Source organism: Rahnella inusitata (genome assembly GCF_965118895.1).
GTDB classification, from domain to species: Bacteria; Pseudomonadota; Gammaproteobacteria; order Enterobacterales; family Enterobacteriaceae; genus Rahnella; species Rahnella inusitata_A.
The window spans coordinates 219,814-234,305 of the sequence record NZ_CBCPJJ010000009.1 but is presented as its reverse complement, the minus strand read 5'-3'; the positions used below and the strand labels follow the sequence as shown (position 1 = coordinate 234,305).

Here is a 14,492-nt window from a genome sequence, read left to right as displayed (position 1 = left end):
CTTATAACTGTCAGCATAAATTATAAGGAATCTGGGGGCATTATGATTAAGCCTTTACTGTTCGGTACATTATTGTTTGCACTGCTTCCTGCTGCGGCTCCCGCTGTGCAGGCCAGCAGCTTTAGCCTGAGTACTCCGGGGCTTTCAATCAATATCGGTGACCGCGACCGTCGTGGTTATTACTGGGATGGGTATGACTGGCGTGATGCCGGCTGGTGGAACAATCACCGCGGGCGTTACTACGGCGAACGCAGCCATCGCGGCTATTACTGGGATGGCGGCCGCTGGCGCGATCGCGGCTGGTGGGACAACCGCTCTCATCATCGTCCGCCTCCGCCGCGCTATTACGGGCGTCCGCACTATGATAATCATGGTCGCGGGCCGGACCGGGGTCATGGTCACGACAGAGGGCGTGGCCCGGATCGCGGACATGATGACCACCGGGGTCATGGCGATCACCGCCATTAATCCGCGAAGAGTTGAGATAAAAAAACGGGACAGTTTGCGCTGTCCCGTTTTTTATTACGCCGTCGCTGCGGTTATTTCAGCATCCCGATCAGCAGATAAAGGTTAAGGCTGACAACAATCAGCACGATAAGCCGCCCCGCCCATTGAACGGTTCTGGTGTTGGTCATCTCGCCCATCAGGCTGCGGTTGCCGGTAAATGCCAGCAGCGGTAACAGCGCCAGCGCAATCCCGAAACTCAGCAACACCTGGCTCATCACCAGAATTCGTGTGGCGTCCAGCCCCATCAGGATGACGATAAAGGACGGCATCATAGTGACGACGCGACGCACCCAAATTGGGATATAGAACTTCACAAAGCCCTGCATGACCACCTGTCCGGCCAGTGTTCCGACGACGGTTGAAGACAACCCGGCGGCAACCAGACTCAGGCCAAACGTGGTGGCGGCGGCGTGGCCGAGTAAAGGTTGCAGCGTCAGATAAGCCTCATCCAGCTCGCTGATACCGCTGTGCCCGCTAAAGTGGAAAGCCGCAGCGGCGGTCGCCATCATGGCCAGATTCACGAAACCGGCGATGGTCATGGCGATACCGACATCCAGCTTGGTGGCAGAATAACGTTGCGCTTTCGACGCCTTGCCCCCGCGCTGGGTCAGCGAAGAGTGCAGATAGATGACGTGCGGCATAATGGTCGCCCCCAGCACACCGGCGGCCAGATAAACGGAATCACTGGTCGGCAGCGCCGGAATTAACATCCCTTTACCCAGCGCGACCATGCTCGGCTGCGAGAAGAATAGTTCGACAATGTAGGCGGCAGCCACGAACAGCAGAAGACCGGCGATCACCAGTTCCAGCGGCTTTTGTCCGCGCTTTTGCAGGGCAAGAATAATGAAGGTGGCGATGCCGGTCAGCACTGCGCCCTGAAAAAGCGATACGCCGAGCAGTAATTTGAAGCCGATGGCCGCACCGATAAATTCCGCCAGATCGGTGGCCATCGCAATGATTTCTGCCTGCACCCAGTAAGCCCAGACGGCGGGACGCGGGAAGCGATCGCGAATGTGTTCAGCGAGGTTTTTACCGGTGGCGATGCCAAGCTTGGCAGAAAGAAGCTGGATCAACATCGCCATCACGTTGGCCCAGACGATGACCCACAGCAGCTGGTAGCCGTAAGAGGCACCGGCCTGGATGTTTGTCGCGAAGTTACCCGGATCGATATAACCGATGGCGGCGATAAAAGCCGGTCCCATCAGCGAAAGCTTCATCTTTCTGGATGCGCGGCCTGAAGATTCGGTCCGGCTGTTCAACATAAAGTGTTAACCCCTACAATTATTGCGCTTACACAAATATCGTCTAAATGATAATGATTATCAAGTGCATTTAGATAAATTTGAGCGATGATTCTGATAGGCAGTAAGCGACGACGTGATAACTGTGTGGTTATTCGCCCGCCCGGCTTTCTCAATCCGGACGCGCGCGCTTTCCTAAAACAGAGGCTATTTGACCAGATTTAGAACGCATTACGGCACATGATAAAGCTAGCACAGGAAAGCAAACTGTGCCTATTTTTCTTAACATCTTGATTTTTTGTGTGGTGGAATGGGATTTGTTGCAATTCGTGTCTGCAATTTCTATATTTGCAAGCGACTTCACGTTTTAAATGTACGCGTTACATAGAATGTCCGTCGAAATATAGCCTGCCTCTAATTTGGAGCACCCATGTCTAACATTTTGCACTTTGTATTAGCGTTGGCCGTTGTCGCAGTACTCGCTTTACTGGTGAGCCGTGACCGTAAAAGTATCCGTTTACGGTTCATCGTTCAGCTGTTAGTGATCGAAGTCCTATTAGCCTATTTCTTCCTGAACTCCTCTATCGGTTTAGGTTTTGTGCAAGGCTTCTCAAACATGTTTGAGAAATTATTAGGCTTCGCTGCGGAAGGAACCGGCTTCGTATTTGGGGGCATGAGCGATAAAGGATTAGCGTTCTTCTTCTTGAAAGTCTTGTGTCCGATCGTGTTCATTTCTGCACTGATCGGTATTTTGCAACACATTCGCGTACTCCCTTTCGTCATCCGTATCATCGGTACGGTACTGTCGAAAATTAATGGCATGGGAAAACTGGAATCTTTCAACGCCATCAGTTCCCTGATTTTGGGTCAGTCAGAAAACTTTATCGCGTATAAAGATATTCTGGGCAAAATGTCTGAAAAACGTATGTACACCATGGCCGCTACGGCAATGTCGACAGTTTCTATGTCGATCGTGGGTGCGTACATGACCATGCTGGAACCGCGCTACGTTGTCGCTGCGCTGGTGCTCAACATGTTCAGTACCTTTATCGTGCTGTCACTGATCAACCCGTATAAAGTGGATTCAGAAGAAGACCTGCAGATCGGTAACACGCATCAGGGCCAGAGCTTCTTTGAAATGCTGGGGGAATACATCCTCGCTGGTTTCAAAGTCGCTATCATTGTGGCAGCCATGTTGATTGGTTTCATCGCACTGATTTCCTGCCTGAATGCGCTGTTCGACGTGGTATTCGGTATCACCTTCCAGGGTGTGCTGGGTTATGTCTTCTATCCGTTTGCATGGATGATGGGCGTTCCTAGCCACGAAGCCTTGCAGGTCGGCAGCATGATGGCAACCAAACTGGTTTCCAACGAATTCGTTGCGATGCTGGATTTGCAGAAAGTTGCTACAGAGTTGTCACCACGCAGCGTCGGTATCCTGTCCGTGTTCCTGGTGTCCTTCGCTAACTTCTCCTCGATTGGTATCGTGGCAGGGGCTATCAAAGGCCTGAACGAACATCAGGGCAACGTGGTTTCACGCTTCGGCCTGAAACTGCTGTACGGCTCAACGCTGGTGAGCGTGTTGTCTGCTTCTATCGCGGGTCTGGTACTGGCGTAAGTAAGCGAACGACAGAACGACAAGAAAGGCGCTTCGGCGCCTTTTTTTATGCCTGCAATGGGGGAAATACCGGGAGTAAAGCACGCAAAAGTAGGGAAATGCAGAAAGCAAAAAACCCGCCGAAGCGGGTTTCTTTAATATTTGGTGGAGATAAGCGGGATCGAACCGCTGACCTCTTGCATGCCATGCAAGCGCTCTCCCAGCTGAGCTATACCCCCACACGAGGTACTTCTTTTTTCACTTCACGTTCACATCTCTGTTTCCCTTTGAGGAAACGACCAACTGACTCTGGAAAGGAAGTTGGTGGAGATAAGCGGGATCGAACCGCTGACCTCTTGCATGCCATGCAAGCGCTCTCCCAGCTGAGCTATACCCCCAATTCAAACCAGTAAAAACCGGTGAACGGGGCGCATGATATGAAACCGTGTCTACCCTGTCAACGGCTAAATCCGTTTATGTAACCAAGCGCTGAAAAAGCCGCCAAATACCCCATTTGGCTGGAAAAAACCCTCTGCCCTTAAGCAAATAATCAGCAGGATGCTTTGTTTTATCATCTCCCCGGCAGCCCGCACTGTGACTAGCTTTATGATCAGCCTACACATTTCTTTAACAAGCAGGATTTAATGATTAATGAAATGTTAGCAGACTATTAAAATCGCCTTGTTTTGAGAGAAATCTCAGAATAGACTGCTCGCGCAATAATCATAATCCATTACTTCGAGCAATCTCATGTCCTTGTATTCACCTAAAGAAATCGCATCCATCGCTGTTACGGCAGGCGTTAATAAAAGCCATTCCTCCGTGTTGAATTTGTTAATTTTGGGTTTCCTGGCGGGCGCATTCATCGCCACCGGTTTCCTGCTGGATCTGCACGTAATAGGGACGTTACCTGCATCCTGGGGTTCTTTCAGTAATCTGTTGGGCGCGGCCGTATTCCCGGTCGGCATTATTCTGACCGTCTTAGCAGGGGGAGAACTGCTGACCGGAAATATGATGACCTTACCGATTGCCTGGTTCGCCCGTCAGATAAGCCTGTTCGCCGTGCTGCGTAACTGGTTCTGGGTCACACTGGCTAACCTGCTGGGCAGCCTGGCCGTGGCGTACTTTTTCGGCCATGTGTTGGGGCTGACCGAAGGCGTATTCCTGAGCAAAACGGTGGCCACTGCGACTGCGAAAGTGAACGCCGATTTTATGCACGCGTTCATTTCTGGCATCGGCTGCAACTGGCTGGTGTGTCTGGCGATCTGGCTGGCTTTCGCCAGTAAAGAACTGGGCGGTAAAGTGATCGGGATGTGGTTCCCGGTGATGGCATTCGTGGCGATCGGCTTCCAGCACGTGGTGGCAAACATGTTCATCATTCCTGCCGCGATTTTTGCCGGTGCGCTGAGCTGGTCTCAGTACTTCCCGAACTTCGTTGCCGTATTCCTCGGTAACGCGGTCGGCGGTGCGGGCTTTGTCGGTCTGATGTATTTTCTGGCTTACCGCCCTACCGTGGCCGCGCCTGCGACCGAACAACGTTAATCCTCGTCCTTTAACGTAATAAAAAAGCCAGCGCGGGAAACCGGCTGGCTTTTTTTACGTCTGAACGATGGAATTACTGCTGTTGCGTTTCACGCTCAGCAATAAAAGCCAGCGCCATATCGATACGCGCCAGCACACGGCTCTGCCCGATAGCGTGAACGGTGACGTCCACACCAGGAGACTGGCCCGCGCCGGTGACGGCTACGCGCAGCGGCATGCCGACTTTACCCATCCCCACTTCCAGCTCATCCGCCGTGCCCTGAATGGCATGGTGAATGTTTTCAGCCGTCCAGTCAGTGATGGCAGCCAGTTTAGCGCGAACCACTTCCAGCGGCTGACGGGCAACCGGACGCAGGTGTTTCTTCGCCGCATCGGCATCAAACTCTGCAAAATCTTCGTAGAAGTAACGGCAGGATTCCGCCATTTCTTTCAGGGTCTTGCAACGCTCGCCCAGCAGGGTCACGATTTCAAACAGCTGCGGGCCGTTGCGGGTTTCGATACCAGCCTGCTCTACGTGCCACAACAGGTGCGTTGCGACATATTGCGGGTCCATCGAGTTGATGTAGTGATGGTTCAGCCATTGCAGTTTTTCAGTGTTAAACGCACTCGCAGACTTGCTGACGTTTTCCAGTGAGAACAGCGCTTTCATTTCATCGCGACTGAAGATTTCCTGATCGCCATGAGACCAGCCCAGACGAACCAGATAGTTCAGCAGCGCTTCCGGCAGATAACCATCATCGCGATACTGCATCACGCCGACCGCACCATGACGCTTGGACAGTTTTTTGCCATCGTCACCCAGAATCATGGAAACGTGCGCGTAAACCGGTACTGGTGCGCCCAGTGCTTTCAGGATGTTGATCTGACGCGGGGTGTTGTTGATATGGTCTTCGCCACGGATAACGTGGGTAATTTCCATATCCCAGTCATCGACCACGACGCAGAAATTATAAGTAGGAGAACCGTCGGTGCGGCGGATGATCAGGTCGTCCAGTTCGTCGTTGCTAAATTCAATCGGCCCACGGATCTGATCATCAAAGATAACAGAACCTTCCTGCGGGTTACGAAAACGCACGACGCACGGCTCATCAGCGGCGTGATGTTCGTGGCTATCGCGGCAACGGCCGTCATAACGAGGCTTTTCGTTATTCGCCATCTGATGCTCACGCAGCTCTTCCAGACGTTCTTTAGAACAGTAGCATTTATAGGCGGTACCGTTTTCCAGCATTTCGTCAATCACGCTGTTATAGCGGTCAAAACGTTTGGTCTGGAAATACGGGCCTTCATCCCAGTCCAGATTCAGCCAGTTCATGCCATCCATAATCGCGTCGATCGCTTCCTGAGTGGAACGCTCGAGATCGGTGTCTTCGATACGCAGCACAAACTCACCGCCAAGGTTGCGGGCAAAGAGCCAGGAATAGAGTGCGGTACGGGCGCCACCGACGTGCAGATAGCCGGTCGGGCTTGGGGCAAAACGGGTTTTGATTTTCATCCGGGTGCAACCTTAATCATGCAACGCTACGAAACGCTGCTATCAATTAACAAAAAGTGGCTGACATTCTACCACTCTGCCCTGAATCCTCAACGCCGATACAGGGTAAGGCGACCGGTTTAAGACCATGAATGCGTAAAGAATCGACTACGCGGGCGAGAAACACGTCATGTTGTCTAAAAATAAGCCGAACGATCATTTTTGTTTTTAAAAAGCGTTGACGTAATTTCAAGTATCCCTATAATGCGACTCCATCACGACGGGGGCGATTAGCTCAGTTGGTAGAGCATCTCCTTTACACGGAGGGGGTCGGCGGTTCGAACCCGTCATCGCCCACCACTCTTAGAGTGGACGCGTTGTGATAGTAAGCAGGAATGAGAAATGGGCGATTAGCTCAGTTGGTAGAGCATCTCCTTTACACGGAGGGGGTCGGCGGTTCGAACCCGTCATCGCCCACCATTTCTCAGCAGTTTCTGACTTACGTTGTGGAGTACCCAGAAGTGGGCGATTAGCTCAGTTGGTAGAGCATCTCCTTTACACGGAGGGGGTCGGCGGTTCGAACCCGTCATCGCCCACCACTTCTGCGGGCCGTTAGCTCAGTTGGTAGAGCAGTTGACTTTTAATCAATTGGTCGCTGGTTCGAATCCAGCACGGCCCACCAATTCAGAGAAAAGCGCCTTTTGGCGCTTTTTTCGTATGTGAAATTCGGAATCACCCCGTGATGGAGGCCGAATCAATCCAGCACGGCCCACCACTCTTTATTGATAAAGAAGAGAGAAAAGCGCCTTTTGGCGCTTTTTTCGTATGTGAAATTCGAAATCACCCCGTGACGGAGGCGAACCCGCTGCTGGTGCTAATATCTCCTCCTTCCTACTTCAGGGTAAACATCGGCACCACTTTATTGTGCAGCGCCGGATTATCGCTTTCGTCTTTCAGATTCACGCCGGACAGCTGCCGGTGGAAAGATTGTTCCAGCAACCAGGCGAGCTTAAACGCGGCCTGCGGGTAATCCAGGCCTTCCGGTCGCACGTTCGAAATACAATTGCGCTCCGACTCCAGCCTTTTGGTATGCGGCCCCCAGGTCATGTAGATGCCTAAACTGTCGGGTGAGGACAATCCCGGACGTTCGCCGATCAAAATCGCCACTGCCTTTGCTTTCATCAGCTGCGCAATATCATCCCCCAGCGCCACGCGGGACTGATGCGCCAGAACCACCGGCCCTAACGTCAGCTCCAGCGCCGTCAAATACGGCAGCAGCGCTTTAATCAGCGGCACGGCCTGACGATGAACGGCTTTGGAAGATAATCCGTCAGCAACGACCAGCACGATATCCGACGGCTTCAGCGCGAAGCTTTGTAGCGACTCACGGCTTTCTTCGGAAAGTTTGCGCCCCAGATCCGGACGGCACAGATAAGTTGCCCTGTCCGGCGCAGCACTGGCGACGGTCAGCGTTTCCAACCCCATCTGATGAAGTTCGGTTTCCAGCGCATCACTGTCGAAAGGCTGATGCACGGCGTCACGCGCCTGCGCATGGGCTAATCCGAAACGCAGCAGTTCATCCGTCGGCAGACTAGAGCCGGTTCGCCCCAGCGCAATGCGCGCCGCGGTAAACTGCCGCAGCGTTTCCCACGGATTGTTATGGACCAGCGGCGACAGCCATTTGTCTTTATCGGTCACAGGCTTTCCTCAGCTTAATTGCGGCAACTGACGCAGTAACGGATGCGACGCGCGGGTATCCTGCAATACACCCTGCGGATCAATAATTTTCATTTTCTCCAGCCAGACGGCAAATTCCGGCGCGTGTTTAAGCCCCAGCAGCTCGCGGATATATAACGCGTCGTGGAACGACGTACTCTGATAGTTCAGCATGATGTCATCCGCGCCAGGCACGCCAATCAGGAACGTCAGCCCGGCGGTGCCCAGCAGCGTCAGCAATGTGTCCATATCGTCCTGATCGGCTTCGGCATGGTTGGTGTAACACACATCGCAGCCCAGCGGCACGCCCAGCAGTTTCCCGCAGAAATGGTCCTCCAACCCGGCGCGGATGATTTGCTTGCCGTCATAGAGATATTCCGGCCCGATAAAGCCAACTACCGTATTGATCAGCAGCGGCGAGAATCGTCGGGCGATGGCATAAGCGCGCGCTTCACAGGTTTGCTGATCGACACCGAAATGCGCATTGGCAGACAAACAGCTCCCCTGCCCGGTTTCGAAATACATCACGTTATCGCCAAGCGTCCCGCGTTTCAGGCTCAGCGCCGCCTGTTGCGCCTCCTCCAGCAGCGCCAGATTGATGCCAAACCCGCTGTTGGCGGCCTCCGTTCCTGCGATCGACTGAAACACCAGATCGACCGGCGCGCCGCGTTCCACCAGTTTGATGGTATTGGTGACGTGAGTCAGCACGCAGGACTGCGTGGGGATTTCAAAGCGCGTGATGATGTCATCGAGCATGTAGTTGAGATTTTCCAGCAGCGGCAGGCTGTCGCTGGCCGGATTGATGCCGATAACCGCGTCGCCTGAACCGTAAAGCAAGCCGTCGAGCATACTGGCGGCGATGCCCTGCAAGTTGTCCGTCGGATGATTCGGTTGAAGGCGCACGCTCATGTGCCCCGGCAGGCCGATGGTGTTGCGAAATTGAGTGATCACCCGGCATTTTTTAGCGACCAGAATCAGATCCTGATTGCGCATCAGCTTGCTGACTGCCGCCGCCATTTCCGGTGTAATTCCCCACGCGACCGCCGCCAGTACCGCGCTGTCCGTTTTTTCGCTCAGCAGCCAGTCACGAAAATCCCCCACGGTGAGATGTGAAATCGCGGCAAATGCCGCGACGTCGTGGGTATCGATAATCAGCCGCGTGACTTCATCATCTTCATACGGCACCAGCAGCTGTTGCAGGAAGGTTTTCAGCGGGACGTCGGCCAGCGCCATTTTTGCCGCCATCCGCTCTTCCGCGCTGGTCGCCGCCACTTCAGCAAGATAATCCCCCGACCTCGCGGGGGATGCTTTTGCCATCAGCTCACGTAAATCCTTAAACCGGTAGCTGCGATGGCTCAATGTGGTTTGAAACATAACGCTCCTTAGCGAACCGGGTTATTTGCCAATTTTGGCCGATGCCGGTCGCAGTCCACGTAACTGCGGGTCTTCCGCTGCATCGGTACGCGCCTGATGTGTCAGCAGGAACCAGGCGTAGGCCAGCAGCATCATGGCGGCAAAGATCAAAAACAGCAGTGTGTTGTAATAGATCATAGCCCCCAGGCACACCACCGCCAGCACCAGAGCCAGCGCCGGTGCAAAAGGATAGAGTGGCGCACGGAATGGCCGGATCAGATTCGGCTCGCTGCGGCGCAGTTTGAACAACGCCGCCATCGAAATGATGTACATCACAATCGCACCAAACACCGACATGGTCACGATATTCGCGGTCAGCGGCTGTCCGCCGATCACGATCAGTGAATCCGAGAAAATCGCCGCAATGCCTACCACGCCACCGGCGATAATGCCCAGATGCGGAGTCTGGAAACGTGCATTCACCGTCGCCAGCCGTTTGGGCAGATACCCTGCTCGCGCCAGCGCAAATATCTGACGGGAATAGCCCATGATGATGCCGTGGAAAGACGCAATCAGTCCGAACAGCCCCAGCCAGACCAGCATATGCAGCCAGCCGCTGTTGCTGCCGACAATCAGTTTCATCGCCTGAGGTAACGGATCGTTGATATTCGACAATTTGGTCCAGTCGCCCACACCGCCGGCAAATAACATCACGCCCAGCGCCAGCACGGTGAGCGTCAGGATCCCGCCGATAAAGGCTTTCGGAATGGTGCGCTGCGGATCTTTGGCTTCTTCAGCGGCCATTGATGCGCCTTCAATGGCCAGGAAAAACCAGATGGCAAAAGGGATCGCCGCAAAGATGCCGGAGAACGCCGCCGGGCTGAACGTATCGCTGCCGGCCCAGCCTCCGTGCATGAAGTTTGACATCTGGAAGCCCGGTGCAACCACGCCCATAAATACCAGCAGTTCAAAAATCGCCAGCAACGTCACCAGCAGTTCAAATGTCGCGGCAATGCTGACGCCAAGAATATTCAGTACCATGAAAACAATGTACGCGCCGACTGCCACCCATTTCGGTTCGATGGAAGGAAACTGCACGTTGAGATAAGCACCTATAGCCATCGCAATCGCCGGTGGCGCAAAAACAAATTCCACCAGCGTGGCGAATCCCGCGACGAATCCCCCCGTCGGCCCGAAGGCGCGATAGGCGTAGGCAAAAGGCCCGCCCGCATGAGGAATTGAGGTGGTGAGTTCGGTAAAGCTGAAAATAAAGGCGCAATACATGGCGGCAATCACCAGTGCGGTGATAAGAAAGCCCAGCGTACCGGCCTGCGCCCAGCCGTAGCTCCAGCCAAAATACTCGCCGGAGATGACCAGCCCGACGGCGATGCCCCAGAGTTTAAAACTGCCCAGCGTCCGCTTTAATACGGGAGTGACTTTCGTGGTTTGCATGTGTGATCCCCTGCCCGGTGATAACTCAATTTTTGTTGGAAAAGAGACTGCCGCAGCTCTGCCCTATTTTTCTGCGGTATGACCCATCCTGCAAAGGCTGTACCACTTAACCAATCCAGCAAACATGCGGCCTGACACCTTTCAGCCGGGTGGTTTGCTTCATTTTGGCGCGTCCGGGTTGCAGCAAAATCCGAAACGGTGCGTTGACGCGCTGTCATCAAGTTTGGCTACAATGAGATCCCATTCCTGAGGAGAACCGTGCGTGAAAGAGATGGAGCAGCAAATTATCACCTGGCTCAGCGACGAACCGATGCATCTGCGGGCGCTGAATGAAGTGCAAAAACTGGGGCTGAACGATGCGTGGCTGGCGGCGGGTTTTGTACGCAATCTGGTGTGGGACCGGCTGCATGGCTATCCGCACACCACACCACTCAACGATATCGACGTGGTGTATTTCAATCCGGCTGAGTGTTCCGTGGCGACAGATGAGCGGTTAGAGCAGCGTTTGCGTGCAGCCGCGCCTGAACTGCCGTGGTCAGTGAAGAATCAGGCTCGAATGCATGAACGTCACGGCCATGCGCCTTACACTTGCAGCGCGCAGGCCATCAGTTACTGGGTAGAAGTGGAAACCGCCATTGGCGCGCGAATGAATGCTGAGGGACAGATCGAACTGAACGCCCCGCTCGGGCTGGAGAATCTGTTCCACTTAACTATCACGCCAAATCCGCGCCACGCGATCCCGGCAGTATTTGCTGAACGCGTGAGCAATAAAGGCTGGCTGAGACTGTGGCCAAGGCTTGAAGTACAAGAAATGCGTTAACACTGTAAGGAATATGCAAAAACAATAAAGCCGGGCCAATCGCCGCCGATAACGCTTAAGCACCCTTACGTGCAAAATTTATTCACACTAAGCGAGGCTATTATGAGCACTATCAGTGCCACCGGCAGTGCAGTGAGTTCGTCTTCAAGCAGTGATGCGGGCAGCAGCAGTCAGATTGCACAGTTGACTAAACAGATCCAGAAACTGACCGAACAGGTCAAGAATCTGAGCAATTCAGGCGGCGACTCTGAAGACGTGAAACAGCAGCAGGAACTGTTGCAGCAGCAAATCGAAATGCTGCAGCAACAGATCGCACAAATCCAGCAGCAGCAGGCGGAGAAAGCGCTGGAGCAGCAGCAAAAAGCTGAAGCAGCCACTGACATCAAAAAAGAGGAAGGCGTGAATAAGCCGACCGATACCAATGCGATTGATATTTACGTTTAACCGACTTTCAGCCTGAAACAGCCGGCATGGTGTCAGGGTTTGAACACGCCCTGCTGGCTGCGTTTTTCACTCAGTATTAACGCCTGATCTTTCACCACCTGCCAGATGGCCTGCGCGGCCGGCGACAGCGAACGGTTCTTGCGCTTTGCCAGCATCAGCACGCGGTTGATTTCCGGCTCCAGGGGCCTGATCGCCAGCCTGCTGCCCTGCGGAACGGGCAGCGCCAGCGCCGGAAATACGCTGATGCCGATCCCGGCTTCCACCATCGGAAACAGCGTGGCGGTATGCCCGATTTCCTGGGCAATTTCCGCCTTCACGCCCTGCGATTTCAGCGCGCTATCAATCAGTATGCGGCTACCCGAGGCATAATCCTGTAACACAAGTTTGCAGCCGTTTAGAGCCTGCCATTTCACAGATGTCTGACGGGCGAACGGATGATCTTCCCGGCACATCAGCAGAAAAGGTTCATGCAACACCGGCTCGCAGTCGAGATCGGTATTTTCACCGGGATCGATCACAATACCGAAATCCACTTCGGCATTCCGCACGCTGTTCAGTACCAGCTGTTGCGCCTGATCGCGCAGTAAAATACGGATTTCGGGGTAAAGCTGTTCACCGCTGGCGATGCATTGCGGCATCAGTTGGGCAGAAATGGTCTGACTGGACGCAATTCGCACGCGGCCATTGTGCTGCGTACCGAAACTGCGGGTATCGAGCAGCATGGCGTGCAATTCATCCAGCAGCGGTTCTACACGATTTGCCAGACGACGGCCAGCATCGGTCAGTGCCACTTCGCGCGTGGTGCGATCGAGCAGCCGCACACCCATCTCCACTTCCAGCTCTTTCATGCTGTGGCTGACCGCCGACTGACTCAGGCCGATAGCCTCGCCCGCGCGACTGAAGCTGCCGTGGCGTGAAACGGCGACAAACACGCGAAGCTGTCTGAGGGAGTAATTCATGAATTTTCCGCATTAATGGATTAAATAAATCAATTTTTTAATTGTATCGCAGTCGCTCAGAATAGCGCTCACGATATGATTACAAATCTGAGATATGCTCATGCGCTTCTTACCCGATCGCTTTACCCTTACGCTGATTGCCACCGTGCTGCTGGCGACATTTTTCCCGGCCAGCGGCATGTTCGTTGCGTTCTTCAATAATCTGACCATCTTCGCCATCGGCCTGCTGTTTTTTATGCACGGCGCCAAGCTTTCCCGTGAGGCGATTTTTCAGGGCAGCAATAACTGGCGGCTGCATCTGTGGGTGATGTTCAGCACCTTCATTTTGTTCCCGGTGCTCGGGCTGCTGTTTCAGTGGTGGCATCCGGTGGACGTCAGCCCGCAGATTTACAGCGGTTTCGTCTATCTGTGTATTCTGCCTGCGACCGTACAATCGGCAATCGCCTTCACCTCACTGGCGGGCGGAAACGTCGCCGCAGCGGTCTGCAGTGCCTCGGCCTCGAGCCTGTTGGGAATTTTTGTGTCACCGCTTCTGGTCAGCCTGCTGATGCACGTCCAGGGTACAACCGGTAACGGTTTGGAGCAGGTCGGGCACATCGTCCTGCAGCTGCTGGTACCGTTTATTGCCGGGCATCTTCTGCGACCGCTGATTGGCGGGTTTGTAGAACGTCACCGCAAAATGATCGGCAAAACCGACCAGACATCAATTTTGCTGGTGGTGTATTCGGCATTCAGCGAAGCCGTCACGCAGGGGATCTGGCATCAGGTGGGCATCGGATCGTTGCTGTTTATCGTGGTGGTCAGCCTGGTTCTGCTGGCGCTGATTCTGGTTATCAATACTTACATGGCGCGCTGGATGGGATTCAGTAAACCGGATGAAATCACCATTGTGTTCTGCGGCTCGAAGAAAAGTCTGGCGAACGGTATTCCGATGGCCAATATTCTATTCCCGGTCAGCGCGATTGGCATGATGGTGCTGCCGCTGATGATCTTCCATCAGGTTCAGCTGATGACCTGTGCGGTGCTGGCGAAAAGGTATCAGAAGAAAAAGCAGGAAATGGTGCTGAAAAAGGAGCCGGTGACAGACTCTTAGAAACAGAAAAGGCGCTGATATCCGCGCCTTTCTTCATTATTGGGGCTGACGTTAATCGTCAGTGCCGCCTAAACCTGGCCCGTTGCGACGCAGCGGATTAATCAGGCTTTGCAGCCCTTCGCTTTTGATGGTCAACGTCAGCTGCATCAGCTCACCGAGTTTGCCCTGCGGAAATTCATCCTTGCGGGCGAACCACAGCAAATACTCTTCCGGCAGGTCAATCAGCACCCGCCCGGCATATTTGCCAAACGGCATCACCATGTTGGCGATTTGGATAAGATCTTCTTTTTCCATCGC

Annotated in this window: 13 protein-coding genes and 6 tRNA genes; 10 read left to right on the top strand and 9 right to left on the bottom strand. The window is 53.9% G+C overall.

The window, feature by feature from the left end:
* Positions 1-42: 42 nt before the first annotated feature.
* The gene (locus tag ACMHLI_RS09150) at positions 43-468 is read left to right on the top strand and encodes a DUF2502 domain-containing protein (protein ID WP_413529188.1); all 426 of its coding nucleotides are present in this window, start codon (positions 43-45) and stop codon (positions 466-468) included.
* Between the two features lie 71 nt (positions 469-539).
* Here the strand turns inward: ACMHLI_RS09150 and ACMHLI_RS09145 are convergent, their stop codons facing one another.
* Positions 540-1,769, bottom strand: a complete 1,230-nt coding sequence (locus ACMHLI_RS09145) for an Nramp family divalent metal transporter (protein WP_413529187.1) — start codon at positions 1,767-1,769, stop codon at positions 540-542.
* Positions 1,770-2,178: 409 nt separating this feature from the next.
* On the opposite strand from ACMHLI_RS09145, the gene ACMHLI_RS09140 reads away from it, so the two are divergent.
* Positions 2,179-3,366 carry a NupC/NupG family nucleoside CNT transporter gene (locus ACMHLI_RS09140; protein WP_413529186.1) on the top strand — a complete coding sequence of 396 codons (1,188 nt, stop codon included), beginning with the start codon at positions 2,179-2,181 and terminating at the stop codon, positions 3,364-3,366.
* Between the two features lie 142 nt (positions 3,367-3,508).
* On the opposite strand, the gene ACMHLI_RS09135 is transcribed toward ACMHLI_RS09140, so the two are convergent.
* Positions 3,509-3,584, bottom strand: a tRNA-Ala gene (locus ACMHLI_RS09135).
* 83 nt (positions 3,585-3,667) lie between these two features.
* Positions 3,668-3,743 (bottom strand) — tRNA-Ala (locus tag ACMHLI_RS09130).
* Between the two features lie 352 nt (positions 3,744-4,095).
* Here ACMHLI_RS09130 and ACMHLI_RS09125 point away from each other — a divergent pair.
* Positions 4,096-4,887: a formate/nitrite transporter family protein gene (locus ACMHLI_RS09125; RefSeq protein WP_413529185.1), complete on the top strand. Its 792-nt coding sequence runs from the start codon at positions 4,096-4,098 to the stop codon at positions 4,885-4,887.
* Between the two features lie 73 nt (positions 4,888-4,960).
* Here ACMHLI_RS09125 and gltX read toward each other — a convergent pair whose 3' ends face one another.
* Positions 4,961-6,379 (bottom strand): glutamate--tRNA ligase, encoded by a 1,419-nt coding sequence (gltX, locus tag ACMHLI_RS09120; protein WP_413529184.1) that lies wholly within the window; start codon positions 6,377-6,379, stop codon positions 4,961-4,963.
* A 263-nt stretch (positions 6,380-6,642) separates the two neighbouring features.
* Between gltX and ACMHLI_RS09115 the strand changes: the two genes are divergently transcribed.
* From ACMHLI_RS09115 to ACMHLI_RS09100, 4 genes are all read left to right on the top strand, one after another.
* Positions 6,643-6,718 (top strand) — tRNA-Val (locus ACMHLI_RS09115).
* Between the two features lie 44 nt (positions 6,719-6,762).
* A tRNA-Val gene (locus tag ACMHLI_RS09110) sits at positions 6,763-6,838 on the top strand.
* 43 nt (positions 6,839-6,881) lie between these two features.
* A tRNA-Val gene (locus tag ACMHLI_RS09105) sits at positions 6,882-6,957 on the top strand.
* 7 nt (positions 6,958-6,964) lie between these two features.
* Positions 6,965-7,040 (top strand) — tRNA-Lys (locus ACMHLI_RS09100).
* Positions 7,041-7,249: 209 nt separating this feature from the next.
* Here ACMHLI_RS09100 and eutC read toward each other — a convergent pair.
* The 3 genes from eutC to eat are packed head-to-tail and all read right to left on the bottom strand — an operon-like array spanning position 7,250 to position 10,879.
* Positions 7,250-8,035, bottom strand: a complete 786-nt coding sequence (eutC, locus tag ACMHLI_RS09095) for an ethanolamine ammonia-lyase subunit EutC (protein ID WP_413529524.1) — start codon at positions 8,033-8,035, stop codon at positions 7,250-7,252.
* 30 nt (positions 8,036-8,065) lie between these two features.
* Positions 8,066-9,448: an ethanolamine ammonia-lyase subunit EutB gene (locus ACMHLI_RS09090; RefSeq protein ID WP_413529183.1), complete on the bottom strand. Its 1,383-nt coding sequence runs from the start codon at positions 9,446-9,448 to the stop codon at positions 8,066-8,068.
* Between the two features lie 21 nt (positions 9,449-9,469).
* Entirely contained in the window at positions 9,470-10,879 is a 1,410-nt protein-coding gene (gene eat / locus ACMHLI_RS09085; RefSeq protein ID WP_413529182.1) for an ethanolamine permease, read from the bottom strand.
* 271 nt (positions 10,880-11,150) lie between these two features.
* Between eat and ACMHLI_RS09080 the strand changes: the two genes are divergently transcribed.
* Both ACMHLI_RS09080 and ACMHLI_RS09075 read left to right on the top strand, forming a co-directional pair.
* Entirely contained in the window at positions 11,151-11,699 is a 549-nt protein-coding gene (locus tag ACMHLI_RS09080) for a nucleotidyltransferase family protein (RefSeq protein ID WP_413529523.1), read from the top strand.
* Positions 11,700-11,801: 102 nt separating this feature from the next.
* Complete coding sequence (locus tag ACMHLI_RS09075; RefSeq protein ID WP_413529181.1) at positions 11,802-12,143, top strand: FlxA-like family protein; 342 nt, start codon at positions 11,802-11,804, stop codon at positions 12,141-12,143.
* A 32-nt stretch (positions 12,144-12,175) separates the two neighbouring features.
* Here the strand turns inward: ACMHLI_RS09075 and ACMHLI_RS09070 are convergent, their stop codons facing one another.
* Positions 12,176-13,102 (bottom strand): LysR substrate-binding domain-containing protein, encoded by a 927-nt coding sequence (locus ACMHLI_RS09070; protein ID WP_413529180.1) that lies wholly within the window; start codon positions 13,100-13,102, stop codon positions 12,176-12,178.
* A 100-nt stretch (positions 13,103-13,202) separates the two neighbouring features.
* On the opposite strand from ACMHLI_RS09070, the gene ACMHLI_RS09065 reads away from it, so the two are divergent.
* Positions 13,203-14,195 (top strand): bile acid:sodium symporter family protein, encoded by a 993-nt coding sequence (locus ACMHLI_RS09065; protein ID WP_413529179.1) that lies wholly within the window; start codon positions 13,203-13,205, stop codon positions 14,193-14,195.
* A gap of 51 nt (positions 14,196-14,246) precedes the next feature.
* On the opposite strand, the gene ACMHLI_RS09060 is transcribed toward ACMHLI_RS09065, so the two are convergent.
* A complete protein-coding gene (locus tag ACMHLI_RS09060) occupies positions 14,247-14,489 on the bottom strand; it encodes a DUF3820 family protein (RefSeq protein WP_056774102.1) in 243 nt (80 codons plus the stop codon).
* Positions 14,490-14,492: the final 3 nt, after the last annotated feature.

Excerpts from the sequence above, each read along its gene's own strand:
- ACMHLI_RS09150 (WP_413529188.1), top strand. The coding sequence starts at position 43 with ATGATTAAGCCTTTACTGTTCGGTACATTATTGTTTGCACTGCTTCCT.
- ACMHLI_RS09145 (WP_413529187.1), bottom strand. The coding sequence starts at position 1,769 with ATGTTGAACAGCCGGACCGAATCTTCAGGCCGCGCATCCAGAAAGATG.
- ACMHLI_RS09140 (WP_413529186.1), top strand. The coding sequence starts at position 2,179 with ATGTCTAACATTTTGCACTTTGTATTAGCGTTGGCCGTTGTCGCAGTA.
- ACMHLI_RS09125 (WP_413529185.1), top strand. The coding sequence starts at position 4,096 with ATGTCCTTGTATTCACCTAAAGAAATCGCATCCATCGCTGTTACGGCA.
- gltX (WP_413529184.1), bottom strand. The coding sequence starts at position 6,379 with ATGAAAATCAAAACCCGTTTTGCCCCAAGCCCGACCGGCTATCTGCAC.
- ACMHLI_RS09090 (WP_413529183.1), bottom strand. The coding sequence starts at position 9,448 with ATGTTTCAAACCACATTGAGCCATCGCAGCTACCGGTTTAAGGATTTA.
- eat (WP_413529182.1), bottom strand. The coding sequence starts at position 10,879 with ATGCAAACCACGAAAGTCACTCCCGTATTAAAGCGGACGCTGGGCAGT.
- ACMHLI_RS09080 (WP_413529523.1), top strand. The coding sequence starts at position 11,151 with ATGGAGCAGCAAATTATCACCTGGCTCAGCGACGAACCGATGCATCTG.
- ACMHLI_RS09075 (WP_413529181.1), top strand. The coding sequence starts at position 11,802 with ATGAGCACTATCAGTGCCACCGGCAGTGCAGTGAGTTCGTCTTCAAGC.
- ACMHLI_RS09070 (WP_413529180.1), bottom strand. The coding sequence starts at position 13,102 with ATGAATTACTCCCTCAGACAGCTTCGCGTGTTTGTCGCCGTTTCACGC.
- ACMHLI_RS09065 (WP_413529179.1), top strand. The coding sequence starts at position 13,203 with ATGCGCTTCTTACCCGATCGCTTTACCCTTACGCTGATTGCCACCGTG.
- ACMHLI_RS09060 (WP_056774102.1), bottom strand. The coding sequence starts at position 14,489 with ATGGAAAAAGAAGATCTTATCCAAATCGCCAACATGGTGATGCCGTTT.